This window comes from Devosia sp. J20-27 (assembly GCF_055808595.1).
In genome coordinates this window covers 3,756,140-3,780,505 of record NZ_CM147875.1, presented here as the reverse complement: position 1 = coordinate 3,780,505, position 24,366 = coordinate 3,756,140, and the positions used below count along the sequence as shown (strand labels likewise).

Genomic DNA, 24,366 nt, shown 5'->3' with positions numbered 1-24,366 from the left:
ATACTTGAACCGGTCGGCAAACCGGTTCATGAATTTATTCTGCTTTCACGCGCATGAGGCCGAGCCCGGAGGAGACTGGGGCTCCTTATCCGGATGCGCGTTCAATACATAGTCTGGATATTCCCGTGAACACCGATACGGTGGCGAGCGCCAACGAGCGCACAAATCCCTTTTCTCATGTTGCAGCGGCTGGCTGGGGCCAGGGCCTGGGCACATTGGTGCGCATTACGCGCCTTAATCTGCGGCATCCCTGGCAAGTCACGTTCTGCCTGCTGGCGACTTTGGTTGCGGCCTCGCTGCAGCTGCTGATCCCGCGGCTGCTCGGACAGGCGGTCGACCAGTCGGCCGGCGTGCTGACCAGCGGCGCGGCCGGCGAAGCGGCCCTGTGGTTCACCGCCATCACGCTGCTGGTCGTCGCCGTGCTGCGCGGCCTGTTCACCCTGGTGCAGAACTACCTGTCGGAATCGGTGGGCCTGAGCGCCGCCTATGAACTGCGCCTTGCCACCTACGAAAAGGTGCAGCGGCTGAGCTATTCCTTCCACGACAGCGTGCACTCGGGCGACCTGATCATGCTCGGCATCCTCGATATCGAGGGCGTGCGCATGTTCTTTTCCACCGGGCTGGTGCGGCTGGTGCTGCTGACCATCCTGATCGGCGTCGGCGCCTATCTGCTGCTCTCGACCGATGTGGTGATGGGGCTGCTGAGCCTCTCCTTCGTGCCCTTCGTCGCCTGGCGCTCCTCGGTCGCCCAGCTGACGCTGCGCGCCACCTGGCTCGAACTGCAGGAACGCCTTGGCAAGCTGTCGCGGGTGATGGAAGAAAATCTCGGCGGCATCCGCGTCGTGCGGGCTTTCGCCGCCGGCTGGCACGAGCTCAACAAGTTCGACAAGGCCAGCCGCCATGCGCTGGAACTGGCGCACAAGCGCACCAATATCCGCGTCAAATCCACCAGCTCGATGAACTTCTCGTTCTTTATCGCCATGGGGCTGGTGCTCTGGGTCGGCGGCCAGAAGGTGATTGCCGAGGAAATCAGCGTCGGCACGCTGGCCTCGTTCCTCACCTTCATGACCATCCTGCAGATGCCGGTGCGCCAGCTCGGCCTGCTGGTCAATTCCTTTGCCCGCGCCTCCACCTGCGGCTCCCGCCTGTTCCAGCTGCTCGATCTCGAGCTGGCCATCAAGGACAAGCCGGGCGCCAAGCCGATCGAGGTCACCGAAGGCACCATCCGCTTCGAAAATGTCAGCTTCGCCTATCCCAGCGCGCCGGAACGGCCGGTGCTGACGGACGTCTCCTTCGAGGGACGCAAGGGCCAGACGATCGCCATCGTCGGCCCGCCGGGCAGCGGCAAGTCGACCATCGCCCACCTCATCCCGCGCTTTTACGACGTCACCGGCGGCCGCATCACCCTGGACGGCCAGGACATCCGCGACGTGACCCTGACCTCGCTGCGCAATGCGGTGGGCGTGGTGCAGCAGGACAGCTTCCTGTTCACCACCAGCATCGAGAACAATATCGCCTACGGCAATCCATGGGCGCGCGAGCAGCGCATCGAGCGGGCGGCCGAGTCGGCGCAGCTGCACAACTACGTGGCCGGGCTGCCGGCGGGCTATGAGACCATTGTCGGCGAACGTGGCATGTCGCTGTCGGGCGGCCAGCGCCAGCGCCTCGCCATTGCCCGCAGCCTCGTGCTCAAGCCCGCGGTGATGGTGTTCGACGACTCCACCGCGGCCATCGACGCCGGCACCGAGCAGCGCATCCGCGTCGCCATGAAGCGCTACGCCCAGGACCGGGTGACGCTGATCGTCTCGCACCGCCTGTCCTCGCTCATGCATGCCGACCTGATCCTGTTCATCGAGAATGGCCGCATTGTCGAGCGCGGCACCCACGACGAACTGCTCAAGCAGGGTGGCCGCTACAGCAGGCTCTACGAATTGCAGGTTCGTCCCGCCGACGACATCGAACTGGGAGCCGCGCAATGACCGCCGAGTCCTTGGAAGACCATACCGACAAGCCGCGGCGCCTGAAGGCCGTTGTCGGATCGCATAGCGAAAAGGAAGAGGCCTTCGGCAAGGCCTACGACCCGCGCGTCGTGCGGCGCATTCTCAGCTTCGTCCAGCCCTACCGCAAGGAAATGCTGATCTCGATCGTGGCGGTCGTGGTCTTCACCGGCATCCAGTTGATGATCCCGCTGATCATCCGCTACGCCATTGACAACGGCATGGCGCCGGGTGCCGACGGCAGCGTGCTGACCATTGCGGTGGTGGTTTTTGCCATCGCCGTGGTGATCAACTATGCCGCCAGCCATATCCAGGAACTGGTGGTCGGCAAGGCCGCCGAGAACGTGCTGTTCGACATGCGGCGCGCCATGTTCGCCCAGTTGCAGCGCGTGTCGCTCAGCTTCATGGACAAGACCGAAGTCGGCCGGCTGATGTCGCGCCTGACCGGCGACGTCAACTCGATGCAGGAGTTTCTGGAGAACTCGGTGCTCTCGGTGGGCGATATCCTGCTGCTGTTCGGTATCGTGGTGGCGCTGCTTTGGATGGACCTGCGGCTCGGGCTGCTGACCCTGATCACCATGCCGCTGCTCTTTGTCTTCCGGCTGTTTTGGCTGCCCCCGGCCAAGCGCGCCTTCATGGCGGCACATGAAACCAACTCGCTGGCCAACGGCGCCCTCGCCGAAGGCATCAACGGCGTCCGCACCATCCAGAGCCTCGAGCGTCAGAGGGTCAATTTCGACCTCTACGAAGAAAAGGCGATGAAGAACCTCAAGACCCACCTTACTGCCGCGAAATATTCGCAGGTGATGGTGCCCGTGGTCGACACGCTGACCGGCATTTCCATGGCCACGGTGATCGTTGTGGGCGGCCAGATGGTGCTGAACGGCGGCCTCGACGTCGGCGTCATGGTGGCCTTCCTGTTCTACATCCAGCGCTTTTTCGATCCGATCCGCTCGCTCACCATGCAGTATTCGGTGATGCAGCGCGCCATGGCCTCGGGCCAGCGCATCATCGAAGTGCTCGACGTGCCGGTGGAGATCACCGACAAGCCCGACGCCAAGGTGCTGTCGCCCGACATGGACGGCTCGGTCGAGTTCAAGAACGTGACCTTCGGCTACCGCAAGGACCTGCCGATCCTGAAAAATGTCAGCTTCCGCGTGAACCCGGGCGAGACCGTCGCCCTGGTCGGCCCCACCGGTTCGGGCAAGACCAGCTCGATGGCGCTGGTGCACCGCTTCTATGACGTCTGGGACGGCTCGGTGACGGTGGGTGGCTACGACGTGCGCGACCTGACCCAGGACTCGCTGGGCGAGCAGGTGGCCATGGTGCTGCAGGACAGCTTCCTGTTCTCCGGCTCGGTGATCGACAATATCCGCTACCACAAGACCGAAGCCACCCGCGATCAGGTGGTCGAGGCCGCCAAGGCCGTTGGTGCGCATGACTTCATCATGCGTCTGGCCCAGGGCTATGACACCCAGCTCGAGCAGCGCGGCGGCAACCTCTCGCAGGGCCAGCGGCAGTTGCTCAGCTTTGCCAGAGCTTTGGTGGCGGACGCCAAGATTCTGGTGCTCGACGAGGCAACGGCCAATATCGACAGCTACACCGAAATGCTGATCCAGAAGGCGCTGGTCAAGGTGCTCGAGGGCCGCACTGGCCTGGTCATCGCCCACCGCCTCGCCACCATCCGCAATGCCGACCGCATTATCGTCCTGGCGTCGGGCGAAGTGGCCGAAAGCGGCAGTCACGACGAGCTGATGGCCAAGCAGGGGCTTTATGCCAAGCTCTACAACATGAACTACGCCTCGTTCGACGATATCCCGGAAGAACTGGTCGAACAGGTCACCGCAAGTCAGACCTAGCGGCGGCGCTGCCTGCAGGCTATTGCTCCCGCATGCGTATTTTCGTTGCCGGCATCGCCACCGAGGTCAACACCTTCTCGCCGATCTTCATCGGCATGGAGGACTTCCAAGCCAGCCTGCTGGCGCGCCCGTACCAGCATCCGGCGACGCCGACGCTGTGCACGGCGCCGCTCACCGAGGCGCGCAAGCGCGCCGCGACGGGCGAGTTCGAACTGATCGAGGGGACCACGGCCTGGGCCGATCCCGGCGGGCTGGTGGCGCGGCAGGCCTATGAAGACCTGCGCGACGAAATCCTCGAGCAGCTGCGGGCGGCGTTGCCGGTGGATGGCGTGGCGCTCTGCCTGCACGGCGCCATGGTGGCGCAGGGCTATGACGATCCCGAGGGCGACCTGATCGGCCGCATCCGCGAACTCGTCGGACCCGGGACGAAGATCTCGGTCGGCATCGATCCGCACAGCCATCTGACGGCCAAGCGGGTGGCGGGCGCTGATGTCATCGTCGCCTTCAAGGAATTTCCGCATACCGATTTCGTCCAGCGCGGCGCCGAGGTGGTCGATCTGCTGGTGCGGGCGATCCGCGACGAGATCGCGCCTGTCATGTCGGTCTTCGATTGCCGGATGATCGACGTCTTCCCGACCTCGCGCCAGCCGATGCGCGACTTTGTCGACCGCCTGTTTGCGCTGGAGCGCGACGACGCCAAGGTTCTGTCCGTCTCGCTGGTGCACGGCTTCATGGCCGCCGACGTGCCCGAAATGGGCACCAGGATGCTGGTCGTCACCGATGGCGACGCCGCCTACGGCGCGGCGCTGGCCGAACGCCTCGGCCGCGAGGTGTTCGAGATGCGCGGCAAGGTGATGCCCAAGATGCTGTCGCCGGAAGCGGCGATCGCCCGGGCGCGCGAACTGCCCGGCCCGGTAGTGATCTCCGACACCTGGGACAATCCCGGCGGGGGCGTCGCCGGTGATGCCACGGTGCTGCTGCAGGCGCTGATCGATGCCAGGGTCGAGAACGCCGCGCTGGCGACGATCTGGGACCCGATCGCGGTCAGGCTCTGCTTCGTTGCCGGCGAGGGCGCCCGCGTGCCGCTGCGCTTCGGCGCCAAGTCGGCCCCCGGTTGCGGCGATCCGATCGACGCCGAAGTGCTGGTCAAGCGGCTGGTGCGCGGCGCCGAGCAGACGTTTGGCGCCAGCATGGTGCCGATGGGCGACGCGGCGCTGATCGAGGTGGCGGGCATCGAGGTGGTGCTCAATTCCACGCGCAGTCAGGCCTTCGAGCGCACCGTGTTTTCGGCGGTCGGTATCGTTCCTGAGGAGAAGGCCGTGCTGGTGGTCAAATCGACCAACCATTTCTACGCCGACTTCTCGAAATTTGCCTCCGAGGTGCTCTATTGCGAGGCCGGGTCGCCCTATCCGAATAACCCGCGGGTCACGGCCTACAAGAAGGCCCCGACACAGATCTGGCCGCGGATCGAGGATCCCTGGGCGTAGGGGATTGTCCCCGCTCTCGCGTTTTCGCCTCCCTCCCCCTTGAGGGGAGGGAACGAGGGTGGGGGTGGTGCGGTGGTCCAATGATGGACCCCCACCCCCAACCCCTCCCCTCAAGGGGGAGGGGAGCGCCGACTACTCGGTTTTGGTGCGGTGCCTGAAGGTGACGCCGATGGCGTCGCCGGTGGCGAAGATGCGGTCGCGGGCGGTGGTGTACTCTTCGGGGGTGCTCAGGTGCTCGGTGAGCAGCGGTACGTCGTGGGGCAGGCGGTCGAGCTGGGTGAGATATTCGCGGTAGTCGAGCGCACCCTCGCCGATCTGGCATTCGTCCAGATGCAGCGCTGCCTCGGGATGCAGGACGATGTCCTTGGCATGGCAGGAGACGAGGTGCGCCCCGAGCTTGTCGAAGCACTCGCGGATCAGCGCCCCCGTGTTCCAGTAGACGCGCGGCGTCATCACCAGGTTGACCGGATCGAGATGCGCCCCGAACATCGGGCGATCCACTGCCCTGATCAGGTCGACATAGCTGTCGACGCTGTCGGGCAGGGAGTTCTGCATCATCTCGAGCGCGAACTTCGCCCGCTTCGGCTTGACGGTGTCGATGAGATAGCGGGCCGTCTCGACGCAGGCGTCAAAGGCCTCCGGGCCGAAGTTCTCGAGGGCCGGCTCGTGATTGGTGCCGGACTTGAGGGAGCCGATATAGCTGACGGCGCAGCCGGCGCCGACCGCGTCGGCCACGGCGAGCTTGTCGGCGGCGTAGGCGAGATTGGCCTTGCGCACCGCGTCGTCGGGGCTGACGAGATTGCGCCAGACGCCGACCTCGGCCAGCATCACGTCGGCAGCGGCAAAGGCCGCTTCGAAGTCGGCGAGCCTCTGCGTGTCGGCCGCTGTGAGCGTCGCCGGCACGTAGGCGGCGCCATAGCCATGCTCGACATGGGCGCGCGCCAGCAGCTGCGGATCGTCAGTGCCGACCGGCAGGCCGTGTCCTCCAAGTCGGATCATCAGACGTGGTTCTTCCAGCTGTGCTGGGGGTTGTAGTCGAGCAGCCGCTTGGCCTTGTCGATGGAGAGCAGGGTGCCGTGCGGTGACAGGCTGCCCTTGATCGGCACATCGGGGAAGACCTCGGCAACGAGGGACTTGTTGTCCCGCCGCATGACGGTGTCGGCATTGGCGATGATGAAGGCCTCAAAGCCCTTGAACTCGGCCTCGATGCCGCGGCGCACCGCCTGGGCGCCGTCGCGGGCATCGATATAGGCCCAGAGGTTCCACTTGCGCTGGCGCGGATCGGCATCGAAGGCAGGGAAGGCCTTGTAGTCTTCGACATCCATGACGTTGGAAAAGCGCAGGCCGACCATCTTCAGCTCGGGATCCCAGCGGCAATATTGCCCGGCCATGGTCTCGTCGAGCAGCTTGCCGAGCGAATAGGCGCTCTCGGGCCGCGGGAAGTACTCCTCGTCCACCGGGATGTAGGGCGGCGGCGTGTCGAAGGGCAGGCCGAGCACGGTTTCGCTGGAGGCGAACACCACGGTCTTGATCCTGGCCTGCCGGGCCGCCTCGAACACATTGTAGCTCGAGGGCACATTGTTCTTGAAGGTGCGGGAATTGGAGAACTGGCCGGGCGCCGGGATCGCCGCCAGGTGCACAACCGCGTCGAATGGCCCGCCCCGCTCGTCGACCCCGAGCATGGCCTCCATCACCTGGCCGAAATCGGAAAGATCGATGCGCACCGTCGGGCAGACGGCGTCGCGCGGCACGGTCTGGTCGATGTTGAGCACCGAATAGCCGTTGGCCACCAGGTCCTTGAGTACGGCTTTGCCGAGCTTGCCGCTGCCGCCGGTCACCAGAACTCTTGCCATGACATCCTCCTGTTCTTGTTGCTTGCGGCAAGCCTAGCGGCGGGCGTCGACGGGGTAAATGGGACGATCGTGAGAACACGATGAAAGGCAGTGGCCCGGGGACAGCGGCGGCGGCCCGGCATGGTGAAGCATTGGTTGACGTCAGCACTGCAACTGTCGCGGCTTTGGAGCGAAACCGTGAGCATTTTTCGGCCAGTATGGCTGGCGTGGGGCTTACCGGCCGGACACCGGATCAGCCAGTTTCTATAGGCCTCTTATGCGAGGAACTTTTGCTACGGCGTACTCAAACCGTCGCTGCCAGAATGGATGACGAAAGCCAGGGGTTGCGTGCTGCCAATGAGCGCGTCCTCGCCACCGGCCCGTCGCTCAGCCTGCGGCGCTCCCAGCCCAAGCCAGTCGACGCATTTCTTGTGCCTGATCCCGCCCCGGAACCGGAGCTTGACGTAATGGAACAGGCCTTTGAACGGGACCGCTTCGACCCGGAGCCCGAAGTCGAGCAGATCGCGCCGCAGCGCCCCAGCTTCCGACCCAAGCCGGACGAGGGCCGCTCGGCCCGGCGCGGCATGGACTCGCTGCGCGAACAGGCGCTGCAGAATCTCATCTCCAAGGTCGAGGACCGCAATTTCGGCGGCCTGCGCGGCCGCAGCTTCGGCCGTGGTTTCACCCCGTCGCGGGTGATCCTCGTTTCCGTGGCGCTGCTTGCCGGCGGTGTTGCCGCCTATCTCGCCACCACCATCCAGCCGCCCGAGCCGCCGGCACCCGAAGTGGTGACGCAGGTGGTTGCCGCGCCGACCACTCAGGTGCTGGTCGCCAAAGACACCATCGCCGTCGGCCAGCGCGTCACCGCCTCGGCGCTGGAATGGATCGACTGGCCGGAAAATGCCGTGCCGGCAGGCTTTGTGACGCAATCGGCGACGCCCGACGCGATCACCGACATGGAAGGCTCGGTGGTGCGCACCGAGATCCTGCCCGGCGAACCGATCCTCGAACAGAAACTCGTGGCGCCCGGCGGCAGCTATCTGGCGAGCGTCCTCGCCACCGGCAAGCGCGCCGTCTCGGTGCCGGTCAAGGCCGCCTCGGCCTCGGGGGGCTTCATCGCCCCCAACGACCGGGTCGACCTTGTCGCCACACGGATATTCGAAACCAGCCAGGCGACGGAAACCATCCTCCGCAATGTGCGCGTTCTCGCCCTCAACGGCCAACTCGGCCAGCAGGGCAGCGAGGCGGTCAGGGACGAGTCGCAGACCGACATCTTCGATGGCGATGCGCTGGCGACGCTCGAACTGACGCCGGCCGAAGCCGAACTGGTGATCAATGCCGTGGCCATCGGTCGGCTGTCGATGGTGTTGCGATCGGTCACCGATCTCGATGCCAATATCTCCAGCGAGGAACTGGCAGCCAACCAGGCGATCCGCGCCTCCAGCCCATTCTGGTCGAGGTGATGATCATGTTGCACCCGATCCCCAGCAGGTCCCGAACCGAAATGTCAAAATCCCAGACGCTTGTGGCCGTCCACCGCGGCCGGACGCTCGCCATGCTGACCTGGTCAGCGCTGCTGCTGGTCTTTCTGCTGCTCGCCGGCCCGGCGCAGGCGCAGACCGTGCACTACGATCTCGCCACCACTTCGGTGATGCGGATCAACCTGCCAGTGTCGCAGGCGGTGACGGTGACCATCTCGGGCCCGGTAGGCAAGGTGGTCTCGGCCGACAACACTGTGGCCGAAGCGCAGCCGATCACCGCCCGGTCGCTCTATCTGGTCGGCCGCACCTTCGGCACCACGACGGTCAATCTCTTCTCTGAAAGCGGTGCGCCGGTGGGGCTGCTGGCGGTCGAAGTCGGCGCCGATGTCGGCGACATGACCCGCTCGATCAAGGCGGCGCTGCCCAATTCCAGTGTCAAGGTGGACACCGTGAACGGCCGCGTGCGGCTGTCGGGGTCGGTCGCCGACGACTATTCGATGCAGAAGGCGCTCGAGATCGTGGCGCAGTATGGCAGCCCGGCGGTGATCAACACCATGACCCTGACCGGCGGTCAGCAGGTCAATCTCGAGGTGCGCATCCTCGAGGCCCAGCGCGATGCCGGCCGCGAACTCGGCATCCAGTGGGGCGGTAGCGTCGGCGGCATGCAGACCCGCATCGGCAGCACCGGCGCCGACAGCCCGACGGCCGGCGCCCAGACCTTCTCGTCCTTTATCACCAGCGTCATCTCCGGCGCGGCCGGAATCAGCCTCTCGGCCACCATCAATGCCCTCGAATCCAAGAACCTGGTGCGGACCCTGGCCGAGCCGAACCTGACCACCCTCTCGGGCGTCGATGCCAGTTTCCTCGCCGGTGGCCAGATCCCGATCCGGGTGCCCGATTCCAACGGCAACCAGACCATCGAATATCGCGATTTCGGCGTGCGGCTGAAGTTTGCCCCGGTTGTGCTCGACGGTGACCGCATCCAGATCCATCTGACCCCGGAAGTCAGCGGCATCAACGGCTTCACCTCGGCGGGCGACCCGGTGTTCAATACCCGCAACCTCGACGCCACGGTGGAACTGCGCGACGGCCAGAGCTTTGCGGTGGCCGGGCTGCTGCAGAGCGAGACCGGCCTCAAGCAGAACCAGTTGCCATGGCTGGGCGACGTGCCGATCCTCGGCTCGCTGTTCAAGTCATCGAAATTCCAGAAGCATGACACCGAGCTGGTGGTGATCGTCACCCCGCGGCTGGTGCAGCCATCGACGCCGGGGCAGGTGGTGGCCACGCCGCTCGACCAGACCATGCCGGCCAATGACGTCGAGTTCTTCGCCTTCGGGCAGATGGAAGTGACGCCCAAGATGATCGACACCTTCCAGTCCGGCGCCGGCGTCTCCGGACCCTATGGCTTCATCATCGACCTGGGAGAAGGCATTTGAACCGCTTGATCCGTATCGGCGCCGCCCTCGGGCTGGCGCTTGCCCTCGGCGGCTGTGCCTATGACTACCTGCAGCGCACCGACCGCGTCGCCTACAGTGCCGGTGATGCGGTGCGCGCCAATATCGAGCGCCACACCACCAACCCCACCAAGGGCTCGCAATACGAGACCAAGGGGCTGGGCAAGAACGGCGTCGTCATCGTGCCGGAGCCCGCTGACGGCGTCATCGTTCCCTAGCGCGGCGATAGACACGATCTGGATAAAGAAGCGGCGGCCCGAGGGCCGCCGTTCTGTATTTCAGCGTTTCGTCTGAACGGGTCAGGTGCGGGCCGTCGCCGCGGCACGGGCCACCAGCTGCAGATTATTGGCGATCACCAGATTGTCCGGCGCCAGCTTCTGTGCCTTGCGGAAGTTGCCGACCGCCTCGCGCAGGTTGCCGCGCAGCATCTGCGAGTAACCGACATTGTTGTAGTACTGCGCCGTGCCCCCCGAGATGGCAAAGAGCGAGGCATAGACGCGGTCCGACAGATCGAAGCGCCGCAGGCGGTCGTAGGAGGCGCCGAGCCCGATATAGCCTTCGGCTGAATTCGGCGACAGCTCGACGACGCGCTTGTAGAGCGCGGCGGAGTGGCCGAAATCGTTGTTGCGGAAATGCCCGCGGGCTTCGACCAGCGCCGTATCGGCGGTGTAGCTGCCCGGATTTTTGAGCTCGGCGACTTGCAGGCGGTTGTTGCCATAGGTGCCGAGCCCGGCAGCGCTGCAGGCGGCCAGCGGCACGACAAGCAGGGCGATTGCCCCCATACGGAACCCCAGCGACCTCCTGGGCGACTTGTTGGATTGGCTGAACATCGTTTTGCCCCCTGGCAGAAGACGGAGCGAGCCCCGCGATTGTCAGGAGAGCCTAGCAGAACGACCGTCCGGACTTGGTAAAGGACCAGTTATTCCGGGGGGTTGGGCGACTTTTCTGCAAGCTGTCCCTAACACCGCCTTTTCGCGAATGCTTCAAATTGCAGGCAGTTGGTGGCGCTTCGGCGTGGTGAACAATCTGTGAATGCCGATCTCAGCCGCCGTTCAACGGCGAGCGGTCAAAAGGGCGCCATCGAACACGGTGTTCGACGCACCCAACCGGCGGCGAGCGGCTTGATCCCTTCAGCAGACCCGCGCTGCCCAACAGACGGACCAAACAGATGAAAAATCTCACACTTGCCGCTCTGCTCGCAGTCGGCGTCATCGCAATCTATACCGCCCCCACCTTCGCGCAGTTTGCTGCCGCGCCTCGCTGCACAGTCAACTGCGGCGGCGGCGGAGGAGGCGGCGGCGGCCAGCCGACCGAGCCGGGCGACCCGTTTATCCCTGATGATCCGAAGGGCGGTGACGACCCCGGTGATCCGGGCAATCCCGACGATCCGGGCAACCCGGATGACCCGGGTAACCCCGACAATCCGGGCGACAATCCGGGTGGAAAGCCCGGCGGCGACCCGGCCAAGCAGGCGGCCGCCAATCTCCGGGCCTGCGAGGCGCGCCTTGAACGCCTGCCGCAGGTCAGCGCAGCCGAGATCGACAGCTTCGGCAATCCGCGCAAGGTGACGCTGACACCGATCTGCGAGGAGAAGTCGCTGACCGGTCTGCAGCCGGTGCTGGTTGAGGGCGGCAATGCCTACGCGCTGGAGCCGTCGCTCAAGGCCAACGACCTGATCCGCTCCAAGCTCGGGCAGACCGCTTATCGTGCCGGCGACGTGGTCGGCATCGACTGGGACAAGGACGGCAACGCCATCCTGTTTGTCCACAAGCGCAGCTAAGCGCTTCGCCAGACTCGGAAAATTGCGGGCGGGAGCAGCGGCTCCCGCCCTTTTTCTTGGGCCTGGAGCGGGCTTGCCGGATGAACGGAAAATGAATGCGGGTCTCAGGGGCGGTTCAAGGCCGCCCCGCTAGAACGGGGACAACAAACGCAACTCCCCGAGGGGAACTGACATGAACAAGGTTCAAGAAAAGCTGCTGGTTGCCACGCTCGCCGGTCTCGTAATCTGCAGCGCTGCCGCCTTCGCCGTCCAGCCCGCCATGGCTGCCGGCTACACTGTCGACGCGCCGGCCCAGGTGACGGGCGTGCGGCACTGGGACGTGCTCAATATCCGCAAGTGGCCCGCTGCCTATTCGCAGAAGACCGGCGCGCTCTCGCCGCAGGTCCATGTCTGGGTCGAGCGCTGCATCATCAACGAGGACGGTGGCTCCGACTGGTGCCTCGTCGAGCGTGGCGCGCAGCGCGGCTGGGTCAACTCCCGCTATCTCGAACTCGCCTACGACACCGATATCTAGGTTTTGCCTCCGACGTGCCGACCGACTGACCTCCCATGCACTGACTATCGACTGACCTCCAGACGTTGACTTTGATGGCCCGGTGTTGTCCCAAGAGGGAACCACCGGGCCCTTTTTTTCATGTCAGACGCCAATCCCATTCTTGTTGAGCAGACCCGCGGCGACTTCGTCGAGAACCGCCACCGCGGCACCTATGTGATCGCCGATGCCGCAGGGCAGATCATTGCCAGCGCCGGGGACTTCTCCCGGCCGGTCTTCCCGCGCTCGGCCATCAAGTCGATGCAGGCGCTGGCCATGGTCAGTTCCGGTTCGCTCGGCAGGTTCGACCTGAGCGACGAGGAACTGGCGCTCGCCTGCGCCAGCCATCAGGGCGAGGATTTCCATGTGGCGGGGGTCGAGGCGTTTCTCGGCCATGTCGGCCTGACCCCGGAGGCGCTGGAATGCGGCGCCCATGCCCCGACCTTCGCGCCAGCCCGCGACGCCATGCGGGCGGCCGGCGGCCATCCGACGGCCCTGCACAACAATTGCTCGGGCAAGCATTCGGGCATGCTCAGCGTGGCGCTGGCGCTCGGCGTGCCCACCGAAAATTACGTCGAGCGCGACCACCCGGTGCAGATCGCGGTGCGCAAGGCGATCGAGACGGTCACCGGCGCGACGCTCTCGGTCGACCAGTGCGGGCGCGATGGCTGCTCGATCCCGACCTGGGCGGCGCCACTGCACAATTTTGCGCAGGGCTTTGCCCGGATGGCGACGGGGCAGGGACTGCCCGACGATCTCGCCAGTGCGGCAAGGCGCATTTTCGATGCCGCCACCGCGCATCCGCATCTCGTCGCCGGTACCGATCATCTCGATACGCTGGTGATGCGCGCCTTTGGCGGCAGGGTGATGCAGAAGGGCGGCGCGGAAGGCGTGCAATGCGGCGCCATCCGCGACAAGGGCTGGGGCTATGCCCTCAAGATCGATGACGGCAACATGCAGGCGAGCCAGCTGGCCGTCGCCAACCTGCTGCTGCGCTTTGCCGATCCGGATGCGGCGCAGCGCCAGGTGCTCGACCGCCTTGCCCGGCAGACCATCCGCAATGTCCGCAAGTTCGACGTCGGCGAGATGCGACCGACGGCGGCACTGGCGGGCTGAGGCGGGGTTTTCTGCATCCATCCCCAAGCTTTGCTGAGCGGGTGGCGTCTCATGTCTGAACGGCCGCAGGATCGGCGGCCCAATCTGGAGGTTTGACGTGCGTCATCTGCTTGTTGCTGTTGCTGTCCTGACCCTGGTGACGCCTGCCGTGGCCGGCGCGCCTTATGCGCCGCCCGAGCTTGCAGCGCCGGAGCGGGTCGAGCCTTCGGCGGAGATGCTGGCGGATGTCGCCGCGTTCGTGGCGGCGCTGAAATCGGGCGACGGCGCCGGCATTGCGAGCGGCCTCGCCCCGGAAGTAACCGTTGTCGACGGCGCGCTCGAGCTGGCCATCCCGCGGCGCAGGGACGTGCTCGGACCCTTTGACGGCATCGAACAGATGCTCGAGGAGCTGGCCTATAATACCGGGGGTGACCTGCCTCTGACCGACGACAAGGCGGAATCGACGCGCATCGCCATCGACGCCGAGCGCCAGTACATCCTCGGTTTTGTCGACGACGCGCCGCAATGGGGCCGCGATCCGATGTTCAAGGACTCGATCTGCACCTACGCCTATCGCAGCTTCGACCAGAACGGTCTGCAAACGCTGGCGGACGCCTTGGGCGTGCAGAGCTCGGGCTTTTTCTATGTCGATGCGCCGACGGAACTGCACGCCGCAACCGATGCGGCCTCGCCGGTGGTCGCGACGCTGGAGCCCGACCGGCTCTATGCGCTCGACTACGATACCGATGCACCGGGCCGCTGGATTGCCGTGCACCTGCCCGAGGGCGGCTCGGCCTTCGTCAATTTCGAAACGGTGGCGCTGGAAAAGCCATGGGCGGCGGGCGTGTGCTTCAGCCAGGGTGCAGACGGCCACTGGCAGATGTCGGGGCAGGCGTCGACGAGTTTGTGAGACGCTAGAGGCGAAGATCGCTGCCGGCGTCCTTCAGGATGCCGTTGGCGGTGTGTCTTGAGTAGAGATGGCGCGGGACGATAAGAATTCTGCCCGCGGCGTTTGCCCACTTCTCATGGGATCCTTTCGCATTCGAGCTATAGGAAAAGCCAAGACGCCGCAGTTCGGCAGTCACAGCCTTGAAGTAGCCCGCAACCACGTCAGGCGACTTGCCGTGGACGCTCCCAGACGATAGCGGGCAGGACGTCCTTGAGGGACTTGCTGGCCAGATCGTCTGCGGACAGATGGTTGGCAATGACCAGTTCCGACGCAACGTCGAAGATCACCGCTTCGAACTCATCCAGCGTCTTGGCCTCGACGTGCAGGCCGATGATATCGCTGTCGGCATAGTAGACGGCGGCCTCGTCATCCCAGACCGCGCGGATCGTGAAGGCTTTTCGGCTCATCTGCGCACTCCTTGGCCTTCAACTTATGCTCGAAGTCGCGCCTTTGCCATAGGGTGCTTGAGTGACGGTCACGCCCCCGCAGCACCCTTCTCCAGCATCTCGTTGATGCGCTTGCCGGAGGCGGCGCCGGCGAAGGCGGCAAAATTGCCGGCCTCGTAAATGCTGTCCATGGCCTGGGCGATCGCGGCGTGCGTCAGCCGGGAGATCATCGAGCCGGTCGAGATGCGGCGGACGCCGATGCCGGCGAGTTCGCTGACGCTGAGCTTGGCCAATGGCCCGACGGCGAGGGCGTTGACGGGCTTGTCGACAGCGGCGACGACGCGGCGCAGCTCGTCGGCACCGGGCGGCACGGGGACATAGAGCAGGTCGGCCCCGGCGGCCTCGAAAGCCTGGATGCGGCGGATGCCCTCGTCGAGATCGTAGGCGCCGTTCATGACGCCATCGGCGCGGGCGCAGAGCACGAAGGGGCGCCCGAGCGAGCGGGCCGCGTCGGCGGCGGCCCGGATGCGGTCGACGGCGAGGTCGAACGCATAGGCCGGGTTGCCCTCGACCATCTGCGTATCCTCGATCGAGCAGCCCGAGAGCCCGACTTCGGCTGCCAGCCGGATGGTCTCGGCGACATCGTCGGGGGCGTCGGCAAAGCCGTTCTCGAAATCGCCCGACACCGGCAGCGCCGTGGCGCGCACCATGGTTTCGGCATGCAGCAGCGACTCCTCGCGGCTGACCCGGCCCATGTCGGGGCGGCCCAGCGTGAAGGCGAGGGCGGCCGAACTGGTGGCCAGCGCCCTGGCGCCGGAGGCGGCCATCATGCGGGCCGAGCCGATATCCCACGGGTTGGGAATGACGAAGCACCCGCTCTGGTGCAGCGCAAGGAAACTCTCGTGACGATCGGCGAGCATGGGGGATCCTCTGAAAGGCGCAGGGCGGCCGGTCAGCCGACCTGGTTGCCGCTGACGACGACGTTGCGATACTTCGCGGCATTGGTGGCGAGATCGGGTTCGACCAGGTCCTGCCAGCGCATGCCCACGATATTGCCTGACGCGGCCTGCGAGATCTGGTTGTCGGTGACACTGACCGGACCGGACGGCTCCTCGTCGACCACACTGACGCCGATGCCGTAGGTCACGGCGGAAATGGTGTTGCCGGTGATCACCACGTTGCGGCGGTAGGGGCCGAAGCCGGCGACGATGCCGAAGCCGGCGACCGTGCTGACGGTATTGGCCGAGACCACGGTTTCGGCTTCGGCGTAGATGCCGACGCCGCGCGTGTCGGGATTGACTGCCGAGGTCTCCGAGATGTTGCGCACGATATTGCCGGTGCAGACCGCGAGGTTGCCGCCGGAATCCAGATTGGTGATCGAGATGCCGGTGGCGGCATTGTCGATCAGGTTGTTGGCGATGACCGAGCCGGAAAAGCCGAACTCGGAAAAGATCGCCACTTCCCCGCAATTGACGCAGACATTGCCGCTCACCTGGCAGTCGCGGCTGGCATTGAGGCGCACGGCGGTGAAGGCGCAATCGGCGATGTGATTGTTGGCAACGATCACCTCGGCGGCACGGAAGATATTGATGCCATTGCCGTTCTGGCCGTTGCCGCCGGCCTTCCAGTCGATCCGCTCGATCGAGTTGCCGGTGATGATCGAGCCGTCGCGGCGGACCTCGCTCGACCAGATCAGGATGCCGCCATTGCCGCAGTCGCGCACCCTGTTGTCGGCAATGCGCAGGCCGCGGCTGTCGACGGAAAAGATGCCGGCCTGGGCGTGGCTGTCGAAATGGCAGCCGACAATGCTGGCGGCCGCGTCCCTCACGGTCAGGCCATTGCCGGCGTTGCCGGTAAAGGCGCAGTTCTCGATGGCGATGTTGTCGCTGGCATTGATCTCGAGCAGGCCGCCGTCGCCTCCCGGTCCGCCGGTGCCGCCGGCAAAGGTCAGGCCGCGCAGGGTGACATCGGTATTGCCCGAAATCCGGGCCACCGGATCACTGGCCGAGGCGGCCAGCACCGTGGCCCCCGGCACGCCCTCGACCATCACGTCGCTGGGCAGCAGCAGATTGGTGACGAAATAGGTCCCGGCAGGCAGGAACAGCGGCCGGCCCTCGGCAGCGGCGCGCAGCAGCGCGTCCTGCAGCACGGCGCTCTGGTCGCTGCCATCGGCAGTGATTCCCATCTGGCTGCCGTCCAGCGACTGCGCCATGACCGGGGTGACGGTCGCGGCTGCGAGGGCGGCAAGGAGAGTACGGCGGCTCGGCATCATGTCCCGACTTTAGGCTCAAGCGCCGGATTTTGGGAGCATTCCCGCTGACAATGGTGAAGATCATCCCCAGAAGACAGGCCTTGGGCAGCGGCGCCGGGCGGGCAGGCCTTTTGGTCCCCGGCGGGCGCGTCTATAAGGGACGCCACAGCAATTGCGTGAGGCCCCATGCTCGTCGACGACAAGATCTTTCTCGGCACCAGCACCAGACCCGAATATCTGACGCTGAAATATGCCAATCGCCACGGGCTGATCACCGGCGCCACCGGCACCGGCAAGACGGTGACGCTGCAGGTGCTGGCCGAGGGCTTTGCCGCCGCCGGCGTGCCGGTCTTTGCCGCCGATATCAAGGGCGACCTGTCCGGCGTTGGCGGCATGGGCGAACTGCTCGGCTGGCAGACCGGGCGGGCCAAGGATATCGGCTTTGAGGACTACAAGGCCGACCGCTTCCAGGCGATGTTCTGGGACCTCTTCGGCAAGCAGGGCCACCCGGTCCGCGCCACCATTTCCGAGATGGGACCGCTGCTGCTCTCCCGCATCCTCGACCTCAACGATGTGCAGGAAGGCGTGCTCAACATCGCCTTCAAATATGCCGACGATCAGGGCCTGCTGCTGCTCGACCTCAAGGACCTGCGCGCCCTGCTGGTCAACGTGGCCGAGAATTCAAAACTGATTTCAACCACTTACGGCAATGTCTCGACAGCATCCATCGGCGCCGTGCAGCGTGCGCTGCTGGTAATCGAGCAGCAGGGCGGCGCCGGCTTCTTCGGCGAACGGGCGCTGACGATCAACGACCTGATGCGGACGACGACGGACGGGCGCGGCGTCATCTCGATCCTCGCCGCCGACGACCTGATGCAGTCGCCACGGCTCTACTCGACCTTCCTGCTCTGGCTGCTCTCGGAACTGTTCGAGGAACTGCCCGAAATCGGCGACCCGGACAAACCGCGGCTCGTCTTCTTTTTCGACGAGGCGCACCTGCTCTTTAACGACGCGCCGCGTGCGCTGGTCGAAAAGGTCGAGCAGGTGGTCAAGCTGGTGCGCTCGAAGGGCGTCGGCGTCTATTTCGTCACCCAGAACCCGGTCGATATCCCCGAACCGGTGCTGGCGCAGCTTGCCAACCGCATCCAGCACGCGTTGCGCGCCTATACGCCGCGCGAGCAGAAGGCAGTGCGGGTGGCAGCCGAGACCTTCCGGCCCAACCCCGCCTTTTCCACCGAGGAGGCCATAACCCAGCTCGGCGTCGGCGAGGCGCTGGTCTCGGTCCTCGAGAGCAAGGGCGTGCCGTCCATGGTGGGCCGGACGCTGATCCGGCCGCCATCGGCCAAGGTGGGGCCGATTTCGCCGGACGAGCGCCGGACGCTGATCCAGACGTCGCCGGTAGCCGGGATCTACGACACTGCCATCGACCGCGAGTCGGCCTACGAGATCCTGACCAGGCGTGCCGAGGAGAAGCAGCACGCCGAACGGCTGGAGGCGGCCCGCGAGGAAGCCGAGGCTGCGGCCAAAGCGGCAGAGCGCAAGGAGCCGGCGGCGCGCCGCTCGACCCGGGCCTCGCCGCTTGAGGCGGCCATCACCTCGATGGCCCGCTCGGCAGCGTCGTCGCTGGGCCGGGCGCTGGTACGCGGCATTCTGGGGAGCCTCAAGAGTGGCAAATGAACCCGCGTCGCGCCCGCACAAGCCGACCCTGGCCGTCTTTGCCTCGGACAAGGGGCGCGGCGATCCCGAGCGGGCCTCGATCATGTCGCAGGCCGGCGCCCTGTTTGCCCGCAAGGGTATCAGGCTGGTCTGTCTGGCCCAGGAAAGCGGCGTGCCGGTGCCGCTGATCACCAGCGCCCGGTCGTCCGGCGGCGAAGTGCTGCTGATCGGCGATGGCCGGGTCAAGTTGCCGGCGGCGCTGTCCAGCGCCACAATCGAGAGCATCGAGGATCAGGCCACGCGCTGCGCCCGGGTGGCGGCACTGGCCGATGCCTTTGTCGGGCTGCCCGGATCGTTGCAGTCGGTGGCCAATCTCTATCGCGTCTGGGTGGCGGCCGGAGCCGGCTCGAGCCACAAGCCGGTAGTGCTGTTCAACCGCAACAGGGCCTTCGAGGTGGTGCGCGGCATGTCGGCCGATGTGCTCTCGCACAGCGTCAAGCAGTTCGACCGCATGGCCGTGTTCACCGACAATTTCGACGATCTCTGGAACAAGGTGGCCTGGGCGCTGGGCCATCCGGCCGACTGACGCGCGCGTCAACTTTCCGCGTTTCACCTTGCGGCAGCCATGGCGCGTCAGCATATTCGGTAGATGGCAGACAAAACCCACAGCCTGAAGCCGTTCGCCAAGCCGGGCAAAGCGCCTGAGGCGCCGTCTTCGAGCAATGATATTGCCGATTTCGTCAAGAAAGTCGGGCAGGTGGCCCGTCCGGCGGGCGCGCGCGGCCGTGGCCGGCTGCTGTTTGCGCTCGATGCGACGATGAGCCGGCAACCGACCTGGGATCTCGCCTGCTCGTTGCAGGCCGAAATGTTCAAGGCGCTGCCCAGCGACAACAGCCTCTCGGTGCAGCTGATCTATTTTCGCGGACTGGGCGAGTGCAAGGCCTCCAAGTGGGTCGGCGACACGACGGAACTCGCCAGGGTGATGTCGGGCGTGGCCTGCCAGGGCGGCAATACGCAGATTTCCAAGGTGCTGGCGCATGCGCGGCGCGAGCACGCCCGTCAGCCGATCGATGCCGTGGTCTATGTCGGTGACGCCATCGAGGAGAACGTCGACAGCCTCGCCGCCAAGGCCGGCGAACTGGGCCTGCTCGGGTGCCGGATGTTCGTCTTTCAGGAAGGCCGCGATCCCCGGGTCGAGGCGGCATTCCGCGAATTCGCGCGGCTGACCAAGGGCGCCTATGCCCGGTTCGACGCCAATGCCCCGGCCGAACTGGCGGCGCTGCTGCGCGCCGTCGCCGCCTATGCCAGTGGCGGACGTGCGGCGCTCAAGCTGCAGAAATCGGCAGGCGCCACGGCGCTGCTGGAGCAGTTGTCCTGACATGACCTACGTGCTTCTCGGCGCCCTGGTGCTGCTCCTTGGAGCTCTCGCCTACAATGGCTACGCCAGACTGCGCCCGGCGGCGCGAGCCGGCGTGCTGCGCTGGGGATTGGGCGGCATTGCGGTGCTGGCGACGGTGGGTCTGGCCTTCGTGCGGCGCATCGATCTCGCCGCCTTTACCGGCATGGCGGCCGTGTCGATCCTGCGCTTCGGCCGGCTGGGACCGATTAGCCTGGGCGGCGGCGATGTCAGCGAGAACAATGCCTCAAAAGTCCGCAGCCGCTACTTTGCCATGGAACTCGACCACGACAGCGGCACGGTTGCCGGGCGGGTAATTGCCGGCGAGTTCCGTGGCCAGGACCTGATGGATCTGGGCGAGATGGAAACCCGCGCCCTGTTTGCCGAAATCGAGGGCGATGCAGACAGCGAGCGGCTGCTGGAAAGCTGGCTCGACGCCAACCGCGCCGGATGGCGCGAGTACTTCGAGGAAACGGCGCAGGCCGGAGCCGGAGCCGGGGCCGAGGCGGCGCCGCGGACCGACCCCGATGACGAGGCCTATGCGGTGCTGGGCCTGTCGCGCGGCGCCACCGCCGACGAGATCAAGGCGGCGCATCGCGAGTTGATGAAGGGGCTGCACCCCGACCATGGCGGCTCAAGCTATCTGGCGGCCAAGATCAACGATGCCCGCGAGCGGCTGCTCAAGTCGCTGCACGAACGCCGTCAGGGCTAGATCGAAAAGTCTCAGTGCTGCGGTTGCGGATGGCGGCCGAACAGCGGAATCACATTGGCCGGCCACTGCACCGGCGCCAGCCGGCGGGGCGGCTGTTGCGCCGGCCGACGGCTGAGCCGCGACATCACCCGCTCCAGCAGGTATTTTGGCGACATCGGCTTGAGGATGATCTCATCGATGCCGGCATGCACCGACGCGGTCTTGATGGCGCCATCGATGGTGCTGGTGAGCGCGATGATCTGGAAGCTGCGGCGCTCGACCCGGTCGTCGACGCGCAGGTCGCGGGCCAGCTGGTCGGCGCGGGTCTCGCCATCGAAATCGCAGACCACCAGATCCACCGGCGCCAGCCGCATGTAGGTGGTCAGTGCGATCTGTGATTCGAACGGCCGGACCCGCAGGGCCGGAGAGGAGGCCAGCGTTGCCGACAGCAAGGCGCACAGTGCTGGATTCGAGACCAGGATCGCCACGACTGCTGCGTTGGATGCCATCATCCGCCTCCCTATGGTTAAGCAGACGTTAACACCGGGGACTCGGCGATTGAAGGCGACGCAACGGTCGATCCGCTGATTTAGGCCCTTGCAACGAAAAAGGCCCGCCGAAGCGGGCCTTCCGGGAGCAGGGCTCCGAAGCTTATTTGGCTTCCTCGAACATGTGCTCGACATGCTCCCAGTTCACCAGATTGTCGAACCAGGCCTCGAGATATTTCGGCCGCGCGTTGCGATAGTCGATGTAATAGCTGTGCTCCCAGACGTCGACGCCGAGCAGCGGATGCGCGCCGTGAATCAGCGGGCTTTCGCCATTGGGCGTCTTGGAGACTTCGAGCTTGCCGTTCTTGAGGCTGAGCCAGGCCCAGCCGGAACCGAACTGCGTCGTGCCGGCAGCTATGAAATCGGCGCGGAACATGTCAAAACCGCCCAGGTCGGACTCGATGGCCTTGAGCAGCGCACCGGGCACCTTGTCGGCACCGCCGCCGCCATTGGGCTTCATCCAGTTCCAGAAGTGCACGTGGTTGTAGTGCTGGCCGACATTGTTGAAGAGGCCGGGATCCTTTCCGTGCACTTCCTTGACGATGTCTTCGAGCGGCAGGATGTCCAGGCCCTTGCCTTCCATCAGCTTGTTGCCGTTGGTGACATAGGCCTGGTGGTGCTTGTCGTGGTGGAACTCAAGCGTTTCCGCCGACATGTAAGGGCCGAGCGCGTCGTAGGCATAGGGCAGCGGGGGGAGTTCGAGAGCCATGGTGAGCCTCCTGTTCCGGATTATTGGGATGGACGCCACTGGGGCGCTGAAAATCGACCTGCCTCATATAGGCGCTTTGAGTTTGCTCAACAATCGCGCCATTGGAAGGATTATGCCAATCCTGCACAAGACAGCGCAAATGCATAACACAATGCCGTCTCCTTGATCCGCTCGAAGCGGCCCGACGCGCCGCCGTGTCCTGCCCCCATGTGGGTCTTGAGATAGAGCGGGTTGCTGTCGGTCTTGGTGGCCCGCAGCTTGGCCACCCACTTGGCCGGCTCCCAGTAGGTGACGCGCGGATCGGTGAGCCCGGCGAGCACCAGAATCGGCGGATAGTCCCTGGCTTCGACCTGTTCGTAGGGGGCGTAGGCGGCGATGCGCTCGTAGTCGGCGACGGCGGCAATCGGGTTGCCCCATTCTGGCCATTCCGGCGGCGTCAGCGGCAGGCTGGCGTCGAGCATGGTGTTGAGCACATCGACGAACGGCACCTCGGCAATGACCCCGGCCCAGAGGTCGGGGCGCTGGTTGGCCACCGCGCCCATCAGCATGCCGCCGGCCGACCCGCCTTCGGCCACGATGCGGCCTTTCGAGGTGTAGCCGGATTGAATCAATGTCTCGGCCGCGGCGATGAAGTCGCTGAAGCTGTTGGTTTTCTTGTCCCGGCGGCCATTGCGGTACCAGGCGTAGCCCTTTTCCATGCCGCCGCGGATATGGGCGGTGGCATAGACGAAGCCGCGATCGACCAGCGACAGGTTGGAGACCGAGAAACTGGCCGGCATCGCCATGCCATAGGCGCCATAGCCATAGAGCAGGGCAGGGGCCGTGCCGTCGAGCGCCAGGCCTTTCCGGTAGAGCAGCGTCACCGGTACGCGTTCGCCATCGGCGGTATCGGCAAAGATGCGGCGGGTCTCGTAGTCATCGGGATTATGCCCCGAGGGCACCTGCTGCTCCTTGAGCAGGGTACGGGCGCCGGTTTCGAGATCGAGATCATAGGTGCGCGACGGCGTCGTCGGTGAGGAATAGACGAAGCGGATGGTGGTGGTGTCGAACTCGTAGCCGGCCGACATGCCGAGCGAATAGGCCTCTTCCTCGAAGCGGATGGTCTCTTCCTTGCCGGTGCGCAGGTCGCGCGAGATGAGCCGCGGCAGCCCCTCATGGCGCTCCAGCCGCACCACGTGGTTGGCCAGCACGATGATATCGAGGATCAGGACGCCCGGCACGTGCGGGATCAAGTCGCGCCAGTTCTCGGCACCGGGTGCCTCGACCGGCGCGGTGACGATCTTGAAGTCCTCGGCGCCATCGGCATTGGTCAGGATGTAGAGTTCGCCATTGCGCTCGTCGAACTCGTATTCGCGGTCGACGACGCGCGGCGCCACGAGGCGCGGGGCATCCTGCAGCCGTGCGTCGATCAGCCGGCTTTCCGAGGTCTGGTGGTCGTGCGCGTCAATGAAGATGTACTTGCCCGACAGCGTCTGGCCGACGCCGACGAAAAAGCCCGGGTCCTTCTCCTCGTAGACGATGCTGTCCTCCGACTGCGGCGTACCCAGCACATGGCGGCGTACCCGGAAGGGCCGGTGACTGTCGTCGAATTCGGTGTAGTAGAGCGCCGTGCTGTCGGCCGACCACACGGCGTCCCCGGCCATGTCGACGATGCGCTCGCCGGTATCCTTGCCGGTCGCCATGTCGCGGATTTCGAGGGTGTAGAACTCCGATCCCTGCCGGTCGGCACTCCAGGCCAGCAGCCGATGCGACGGATCGTGCTCGCTGTCGCCAAAACCGAAATAGCCGTCGCCGGCTTCTATATTGCAGTCGAGCAGCACCTGCTCGGCGCCGCCGTCGCGCGGCGTGCGCACCATGATCGGGTACTGCTTGCCCTCTTCCATGCGCGAATTATAGGCCCACGGCCCGTCAGGCGACGGGATGCCGCTGTCGTCTTCCTTGATGCGGCCGCGGATCTCCCGGTAGATCTTTTCGGTCAGCGCGGCGTGCGGCTCCTCGAAGCTGGCCGCCAGGTAGGCGTTCTCGGCCTCGAGATAGCTGCGGATATCGGCCGGCAGCGTCTCCGGCTTCTGCATCACTTCCTGCCAGTTATCGGCCCGCAGCCAGTGGTACGGGTCCTGCCGCGTGATGCCGTGAAAGGTCGTGGCGTGCGGCCGCTGTTCGGCGACGGGCGGGGTAAGCTTGGTCATGCGGGTTCCGGACTGCGAGGGGAGGTCTGGCGAAGGCAGACTTGATAGCCCGATCGTCGCCAAATGTAAGCCCG

24 protein-coding genes are annotated in these 24,366 nt (G+C 65.5%); 14 read left to right on the top strand and 10 right to left on the bottom strand.

Going from position 1 to position 24,366, the window contains the following annotated elements; genetic code table 11:
- The first annotated feature begins 125 nt into the window (after positions 1–125).
- The 3 genes from AC0L4C_RS18745 to AC0L4C_RS18735 are packed head-to-tail and all read left to right on the top strand — an operon-like array spanning position 126 to position 5,343.
- On the top strand, positions 126–1,979 hold the full coding sequence (locus AC0L4C_RS18745; protein WP_473401256.1) for an ABC transporter ATP-binding protein: 1,854 nt from the start codon (positions 126–128) through the stop codon (positions 1,977–1,979).
- Positions 1,976–3,856: an ABC transporter ATP-binding protein gene (locus tag AC0L4C_RS18740; protein WP_473401255.1), complete on the top strand. Its 1,881-nt coding sequence runs from the start codon at positions 1,976–1,978 to the stop codon at positions 3,854–3,856. The genes AC0L4C_RS18745 and AC0L4C_RS18740 overlap by 4 nt, the downstream gene beginning before the upstream one ends.
- Positions 3,857–3,888: 32 nt before the next feature.
- Positions 3,889–5,343, top strand: a complete 1,455-nt coding sequence (locus tag AC0L4C_RS18735; RefSeq protein ID WP_473401253.1) for a M81 family metallopeptidase — start codon at positions 3,889–3,891, stop codon at positions 5,341–5,343.
- A 132-nt stretch (positions 5,344–5,475) separates the two neighbouring features.
- Here the strand turns inward: AC0L4C_RS18735 and AC0L4C_RS18730 are convergent, their stop codons facing one another.
- On the bottom strand, positions 5,476–6,342 hold the full coding sequence (locus AC0L4C_RS18730; protein ID WP_473401252.1) for a sugar phosphate isomerase/epimerase family protein: 867 nt from the start codon (positions 6,340–6,342) through the stop codon (positions 5,476–5,478).
- Positions 6,342–7,196, bottom strand: a complete 855-nt coding sequence (locus tag AC0L4C_RS18725; RefSeq protein ID WP_473401251.1) for an NAD-dependent epimerase/dehydratase family protein — start codon at positions 7,194–7,196, stop codon at positions 6,342–6,344. The genes AC0L4C_RS18730 and AC0L4C_RS18725 overlap by 1 nt, the downstream gene beginning before the upstream one ends.
- 446 nt (positions 7,197–7,642) lie before the next feature.
- Between AC0L4C_RS18725 and cpaB the strand changes: the two genes are divergently transcribed.
- From cpaB to AC0L4C_RS18710, 3 genes are read left to right on the top strand one after another with little or no spacing between them, the layout of a single operon-like run.
- Positions 7,643–8,638, top strand: coding sequence for a Flp pilus assembly protein CpaB (gene cpaB / locus AC0L4C_RS18720; protein WP_473401250.1), 996 nt, complete (start codon positions 7,643–7,645; stop codon positions 8,636–8,638).
- A 41-nt stretch (positions 8,639–8,679) separates the two neighbouring features.
- Positions 8,680–10,092 (top strand): type II and III secretion system protein family protein, encoded by a 1,413-nt coding sequence (locus AC0L4C_RS18715; protein WP_473401249.1) that lies wholly within the window; start codon positions 8,680–8,682, stop codon positions 10,090–10,092.
- On the top strand, positions 10,089–10,328 hold the full coding sequence (locus tag AC0L4C_RS18710) for a hypothetical protein (protein WP_473401248.1): 240 nt from the start codon (positions 10,089–10,091) through the stop codon (positions 10,326–10,328). Before AC0L4C_RS18715 ends, AC0L4C_RS18710 begins: the two co-directional genes overlap by 4 nt.
- An 81-nt stretch (positions 10,329–10,409) precedes the next feature.
- On the opposite strand, the gene AC0L4C_RS18705 is transcribed toward AC0L4C_RS18710, so the two are convergent.
- Complete coding sequence (locus AC0L4C_RS18705; protein WP_473401247.1) at positions 10,410–10,940, bottom strand: tetratricopeptide repeat protein; 531 nt, start codon at positions 10,938–10,940, stop codon at positions 10,410–10,412.
- Positions 10,941–11,278: 338 nt separating this feature from the next.
- On the opposite strand from AC0L4C_RS18705, the gene AC0L4C_RS18700 reads away from it, so the two are divergent.
- The 4 genes from AC0L4C_RS18700 to AC0L4C_RS18685 all read left to right on the top strand — a co-directional run bounded on the left by AC0L4C_RS18700 (position 11,279) and on the right by AC0L4C_RS18685 (position 14,427).
- Positions 11,279–11,890, top strand: a complete 612-nt coding sequence (locus tag AC0L4C_RS18700) for a hypothetical protein (protein WP_473401246.1) — start codon at positions 11,279–11,281, stop codon at positions 11,888–11,890.
- Between the two features lie 172 nt (positions 11,891–12,062).
- Positions 12,063–12,404, top strand: a complete 342-nt coding sequence (locus AC0L4C_RS18695) for an SH3 domain-containing protein (RefSeq protein WP_473401245.1) — start codon at positions 12,063–12,065, stop codon at positions 12,402–12,404.
- Between the two features lie 120 nt (positions 12,405–12,524).
- Positions 12,525–13,538, top strand: coding sequence for an asparaginase (locus AC0L4C_RS18690; protein ID WP_473401244.1), 1,014 nt, complete (start codon positions 12,525–12,527; stop codon positions 13,536–13,538).
- 97 nt (positions 13,539–13,635) lie between these two features.
- Complete coding sequence (locus AC0L4C_RS18685) at positions 13,636–14,427, top strand: hypothetical protein (protein WP_473401243.1); 792 nt, start codon at positions 13,636–13,638, stop codon at positions 14,425–14,427.
- Positions 14,428–14,431: 4 nt separating this feature from the next.
- On the opposite strand, the gene AC0L4C_RS18680 is transcribed toward AC0L4C_RS18685, so the two are convergent.
- The 4 genes from AC0L4C_RS18680 to AC0L4C_RS18665 form a co-directional block, all read right to left on the bottom strand.
- The gene (locus AC0L4C_RS18680; protein WP_473403556.1) at positions 14,432–14,602 is read right to left on the bottom strand and encodes a type II toxin-antitoxin system HicA family toxin; all 171 of its coding nucleotides are present in this window, start codon (positions 14,600–14,602) and stop codon (positions 14,432–14,434) included.
- Positions 14,603–14,627: 25 nt separating this feature from the next.
- On the bottom strand, positions 14,628–14,873 hold the full coding sequence (locus tag AC0L4C_RS18675) for a DUF1902 domain-containing protein (RefSeq protein WP_473401242.1): 246 nt from the start codon (positions 14,871–14,873) through the stop codon (positions 14,628–14,630).
- A 68-nt stretch (positions 14,874–14,941) separates the two neighbouring features.
- Positions 14,942–15,772 carry an isocitrate lyase/PEP mutase family protein gene (locus AC0L4C_RS18670; RefSeq protein ID WP_473401241.1) on the bottom strand — a complete coding sequence of 277 codons (831 nt, stop codon included), beginning with the start codon at positions 15,770–15,772 and terminating at the stop codon, positions 14,942–14,944.
- A 32-nt stretch (positions 15,773–15,804) separates the two neighbouring features.
- The gene (locus AC0L4C_RS18665) at positions 15,805–17,124 is read right to left on the bottom strand and encodes a TIGR03808 family TAT-translocated repetitive protein (protein WP_473401240.1); all 1,320 of its coding nucleotides are present in this window, start codon (positions 17,122–17,124) and stop codon (positions 15,805–15,807) included.
- A 165-nt stretch (positions 17,125–17,289) separates the two neighbouring features.
- Between AC0L4C_RS18665 and AC0L4C_RS18660 the strand changes: the two genes are divergently transcribed.
- From AC0L4C_RS18660 to AC0L4C_RS18645, 4 genes are all read left to right on the top strand, one after another.
- Positions 17,290–18,780, top strand: coding sequence for a helicase HerA-like domain-containing protein (locus AC0L4C_RS18660; protein WP_473401239.1), 1,491 nt, complete (start codon positions 17,290–17,292; stop codon positions 18,778–18,780).
- On the top strand, positions 18,770–19,345 hold the full coding sequence (locus AC0L4C_RS18655; protein ID WP_473401238.1) for an LOG family protein: 576 nt from the start codon (positions 18,770–18,772) through the stop codon (positions 19,343–19,345). The genes AC0L4C_RS18660 and AC0L4C_RS18655 overlap by 11 nt, the downstream gene beginning before the upstream one ends.
- A 63-nt stretch (positions 19,346–19,408) precedes the next feature.
- On the top strand, positions 19,409–20,137 hold the full coding sequence (locus AC0L4C_RS18650) for a VWA domain-containing protein (protein ID WP_473401237.1): 729 nt from the start codon (positions 19,409–19,411) through the stop codon (positions 20,135–20,137).
- Position 20,138: 1 nt separating this feature from the next.
- Complete coding sequence (locus AC0L4C_RS18645; protein ID WP_473401236.1) at positions 20,139–20,867, top strand: DnaJ domain-containing protein; 729 nt, start codon at positions 20,139–20,141, stop codon at positions 20,865–20,867.
- Positions 20,868–20,878: 11 nt separating this feature from the next.
- On the opposite strand, the gene AC0L4C_RS18640 is transcribed toward AC0L4C_RS18645, so the two are convergent.
- The 3 genes from AC0L4C_RS18640 to AC0L4C_RS18630 form a co-directional block, all read right to left on the bottom strand.
- Positions 20,879–21,355 (bottom strand): response regulator, encoded by a 477-nt coding sequence (locus AC0L4C_RS18640; RefSeq protein ID WP_473401235.1) that lies wholly within the window; start codon positions 21,353–21,355, stop codon positions 20,879–20,881.
- Between the two features lie 142 nt (positions 21,356–21,497).
- Positions 21,498–22,103: a superoxide dismutase gene (locus AC0L4C_RS18635; protein ID WP_473401234.1), complete on the bottom strand. Its 606-nt coding sequence runs from the start codon at positions 22,101–22,103 to the stop codon at positions 21,498–21,500.
- A gap of 110 nt (positions 22,104–22,213) precedes the next feature.
- Complete coding sequence (locus AC0L4C_RS18630) at positions 22,214–24,292, bottom strand: S9 family peptidase (RefSeq protein ID WP_473401233.1); 2,079 nt, start codon at positions 24,290–24,292, stop codon at positions 22,214–22,216.
- Positions 24,293–24,366 lie beyond the last annotated feature (74 nt).

Excerpts from the sequence above, each read along its gene's own strand:
- AC0L4C_RS18740 (WP_473401255.1), top strand. The coding sequence starts at position 1,976 with ATGACCGCCGAGTCCTTGGAAGACCATACCGACAAGCCGCGGCGCCTG.
- AC0L4C_RS18735 (WP_473401253.1), top strand. The coding sequence starts at position 3,889 with ATGCGTATTTTCGTTGCCGGCATCGCCACCGAGGTCAACACCTTCTCG.
- AC0L4C_RS18730 (WP_473401252.1), bottom strand. The coding sequence starts at position 6,342 with ATGATCCGACTTGGAGGACACGGCCTGCCGGTCGGCACTGACGATCCG.
- AC0L4C_RS18725 (WP_473401251.1), bottom strand. The coding sequence starts at position 7,196 with ATGGCAAGAGTTCTGGTGACCGGCGGCAGCGGCAAGCTCGGCAAAGCC.
- cpaB (WP_473401250.1), top strand. The coding sequence starts at position 7,643 with ATGGAACAGGCCTTTGAACGGGACCGCTTCGACCCGGAGCCCGAAGTC.
- AC0L4C_RS18715 (WP_473401249.1), top strand. The coding sequence starts at position 8,680 with ATGTCAAAATCCCAGACGCTTGTGGCCGTCCACCGCGGCCGGACGCTC.
- AC0L4C_RS18705 (WP_473401247.1), bottom strand. The coding sequence starts at position 10,940 with ATGTTCAGCCAATCCAACAAGTCGCCCAGGAGGTCGCTGGGGTTCCGT.
- AC0L4C_RS18700 (WP_473401246.1), top strand. The coding sequence starts at position 11,279 with ATGAAAAATCTCACACTTGCCGCTCTGCTCGCAGTCGGCGTCATCGCA.
- AC0L4C_RS18695 (WP_473401245.1), top strand. The coding sequence starts at position 12,063 with ATGAACAAGGTTCAAGAAAAGCTGCTGGTTGCCACGCTCGCCGGTCTC.
- AC0L4C_RS18690 (WP_473401244.1), top strand. The coding sequence starts at position 12,525 with ATGTCAGACGCCAATCCCATTCTTGTTGAGCAGACCCGCGGCGACTTC.
- AC0L4C_RS18675 (WP_473401242.1), bottom strand. The coding sequence starts at position 14,873 with ATGAGCCGAAAAGCCTTCACGATCCGCGCGGTCTGGGATGACGAGGCC.
- AC0L4C_RS18670 (WP_473401241.1), bottom strand. The coding sequence starts at position 15,772 with ATGCTCGCCGATCGTCACGAGAGTTTCCTTGCGCTGCACCAGAGCGGG.
- AC0L4C_RS18665 (WP_473401240.1), bottom strand. The coding sequence starts at position 17,124 with ATGATGCCGAGCCGCCGTACTCTCCTTGCCGCCCTCGCAGCCGCGACC.
- AC0L4C_RS18660 (WP_473401239.1), top strand. The coding sequence starts at position 17,290 with ATGCTCGTCGACGACAAGATCTTTCTCGGCACCAGCACCAGACCCGAA.
- AC0L4C_RS18650 (WP_473401237.1), top strand. The coding sequence starts at position 19,409 with ATGGCAGACAAAACCCACAGCCTGAAGCCGTTCGCCAAGCCGGGCAAA.
- AC0L4C_RS18645 (WP_473401236.1), top strand. The coding sequence starts at position 20,139 with ATGACCTACGTGCTTCTCGGCGCCCTGGTGCTGCTCCTTGGAGCTCTC.
- AC0L4C_RS18640 (WP_473401235.1), bottom strand. The coding sequence starts at position 21,355 with ATGGCATCCAACGCAGCAGTCGTGGCGATCCTGGTCTCGAATCCAGCA.
- AC0L4C_RS18635 (WP_473401234.1), bottom strand. The coding sequence starts at position 22,103 with ATGGCTCTCGAACTCCCCCCGCTGCCCTATGCCTACGACGCGCTCGGC.
- AC0L4C_RS18630 (WP_473401233.1), bottom strand. The coding sequence starts at position 24,292 with ATGACCAAGCTTACCCCGCCCGTCGCCGAACAGCGGCCGCACGCCACG.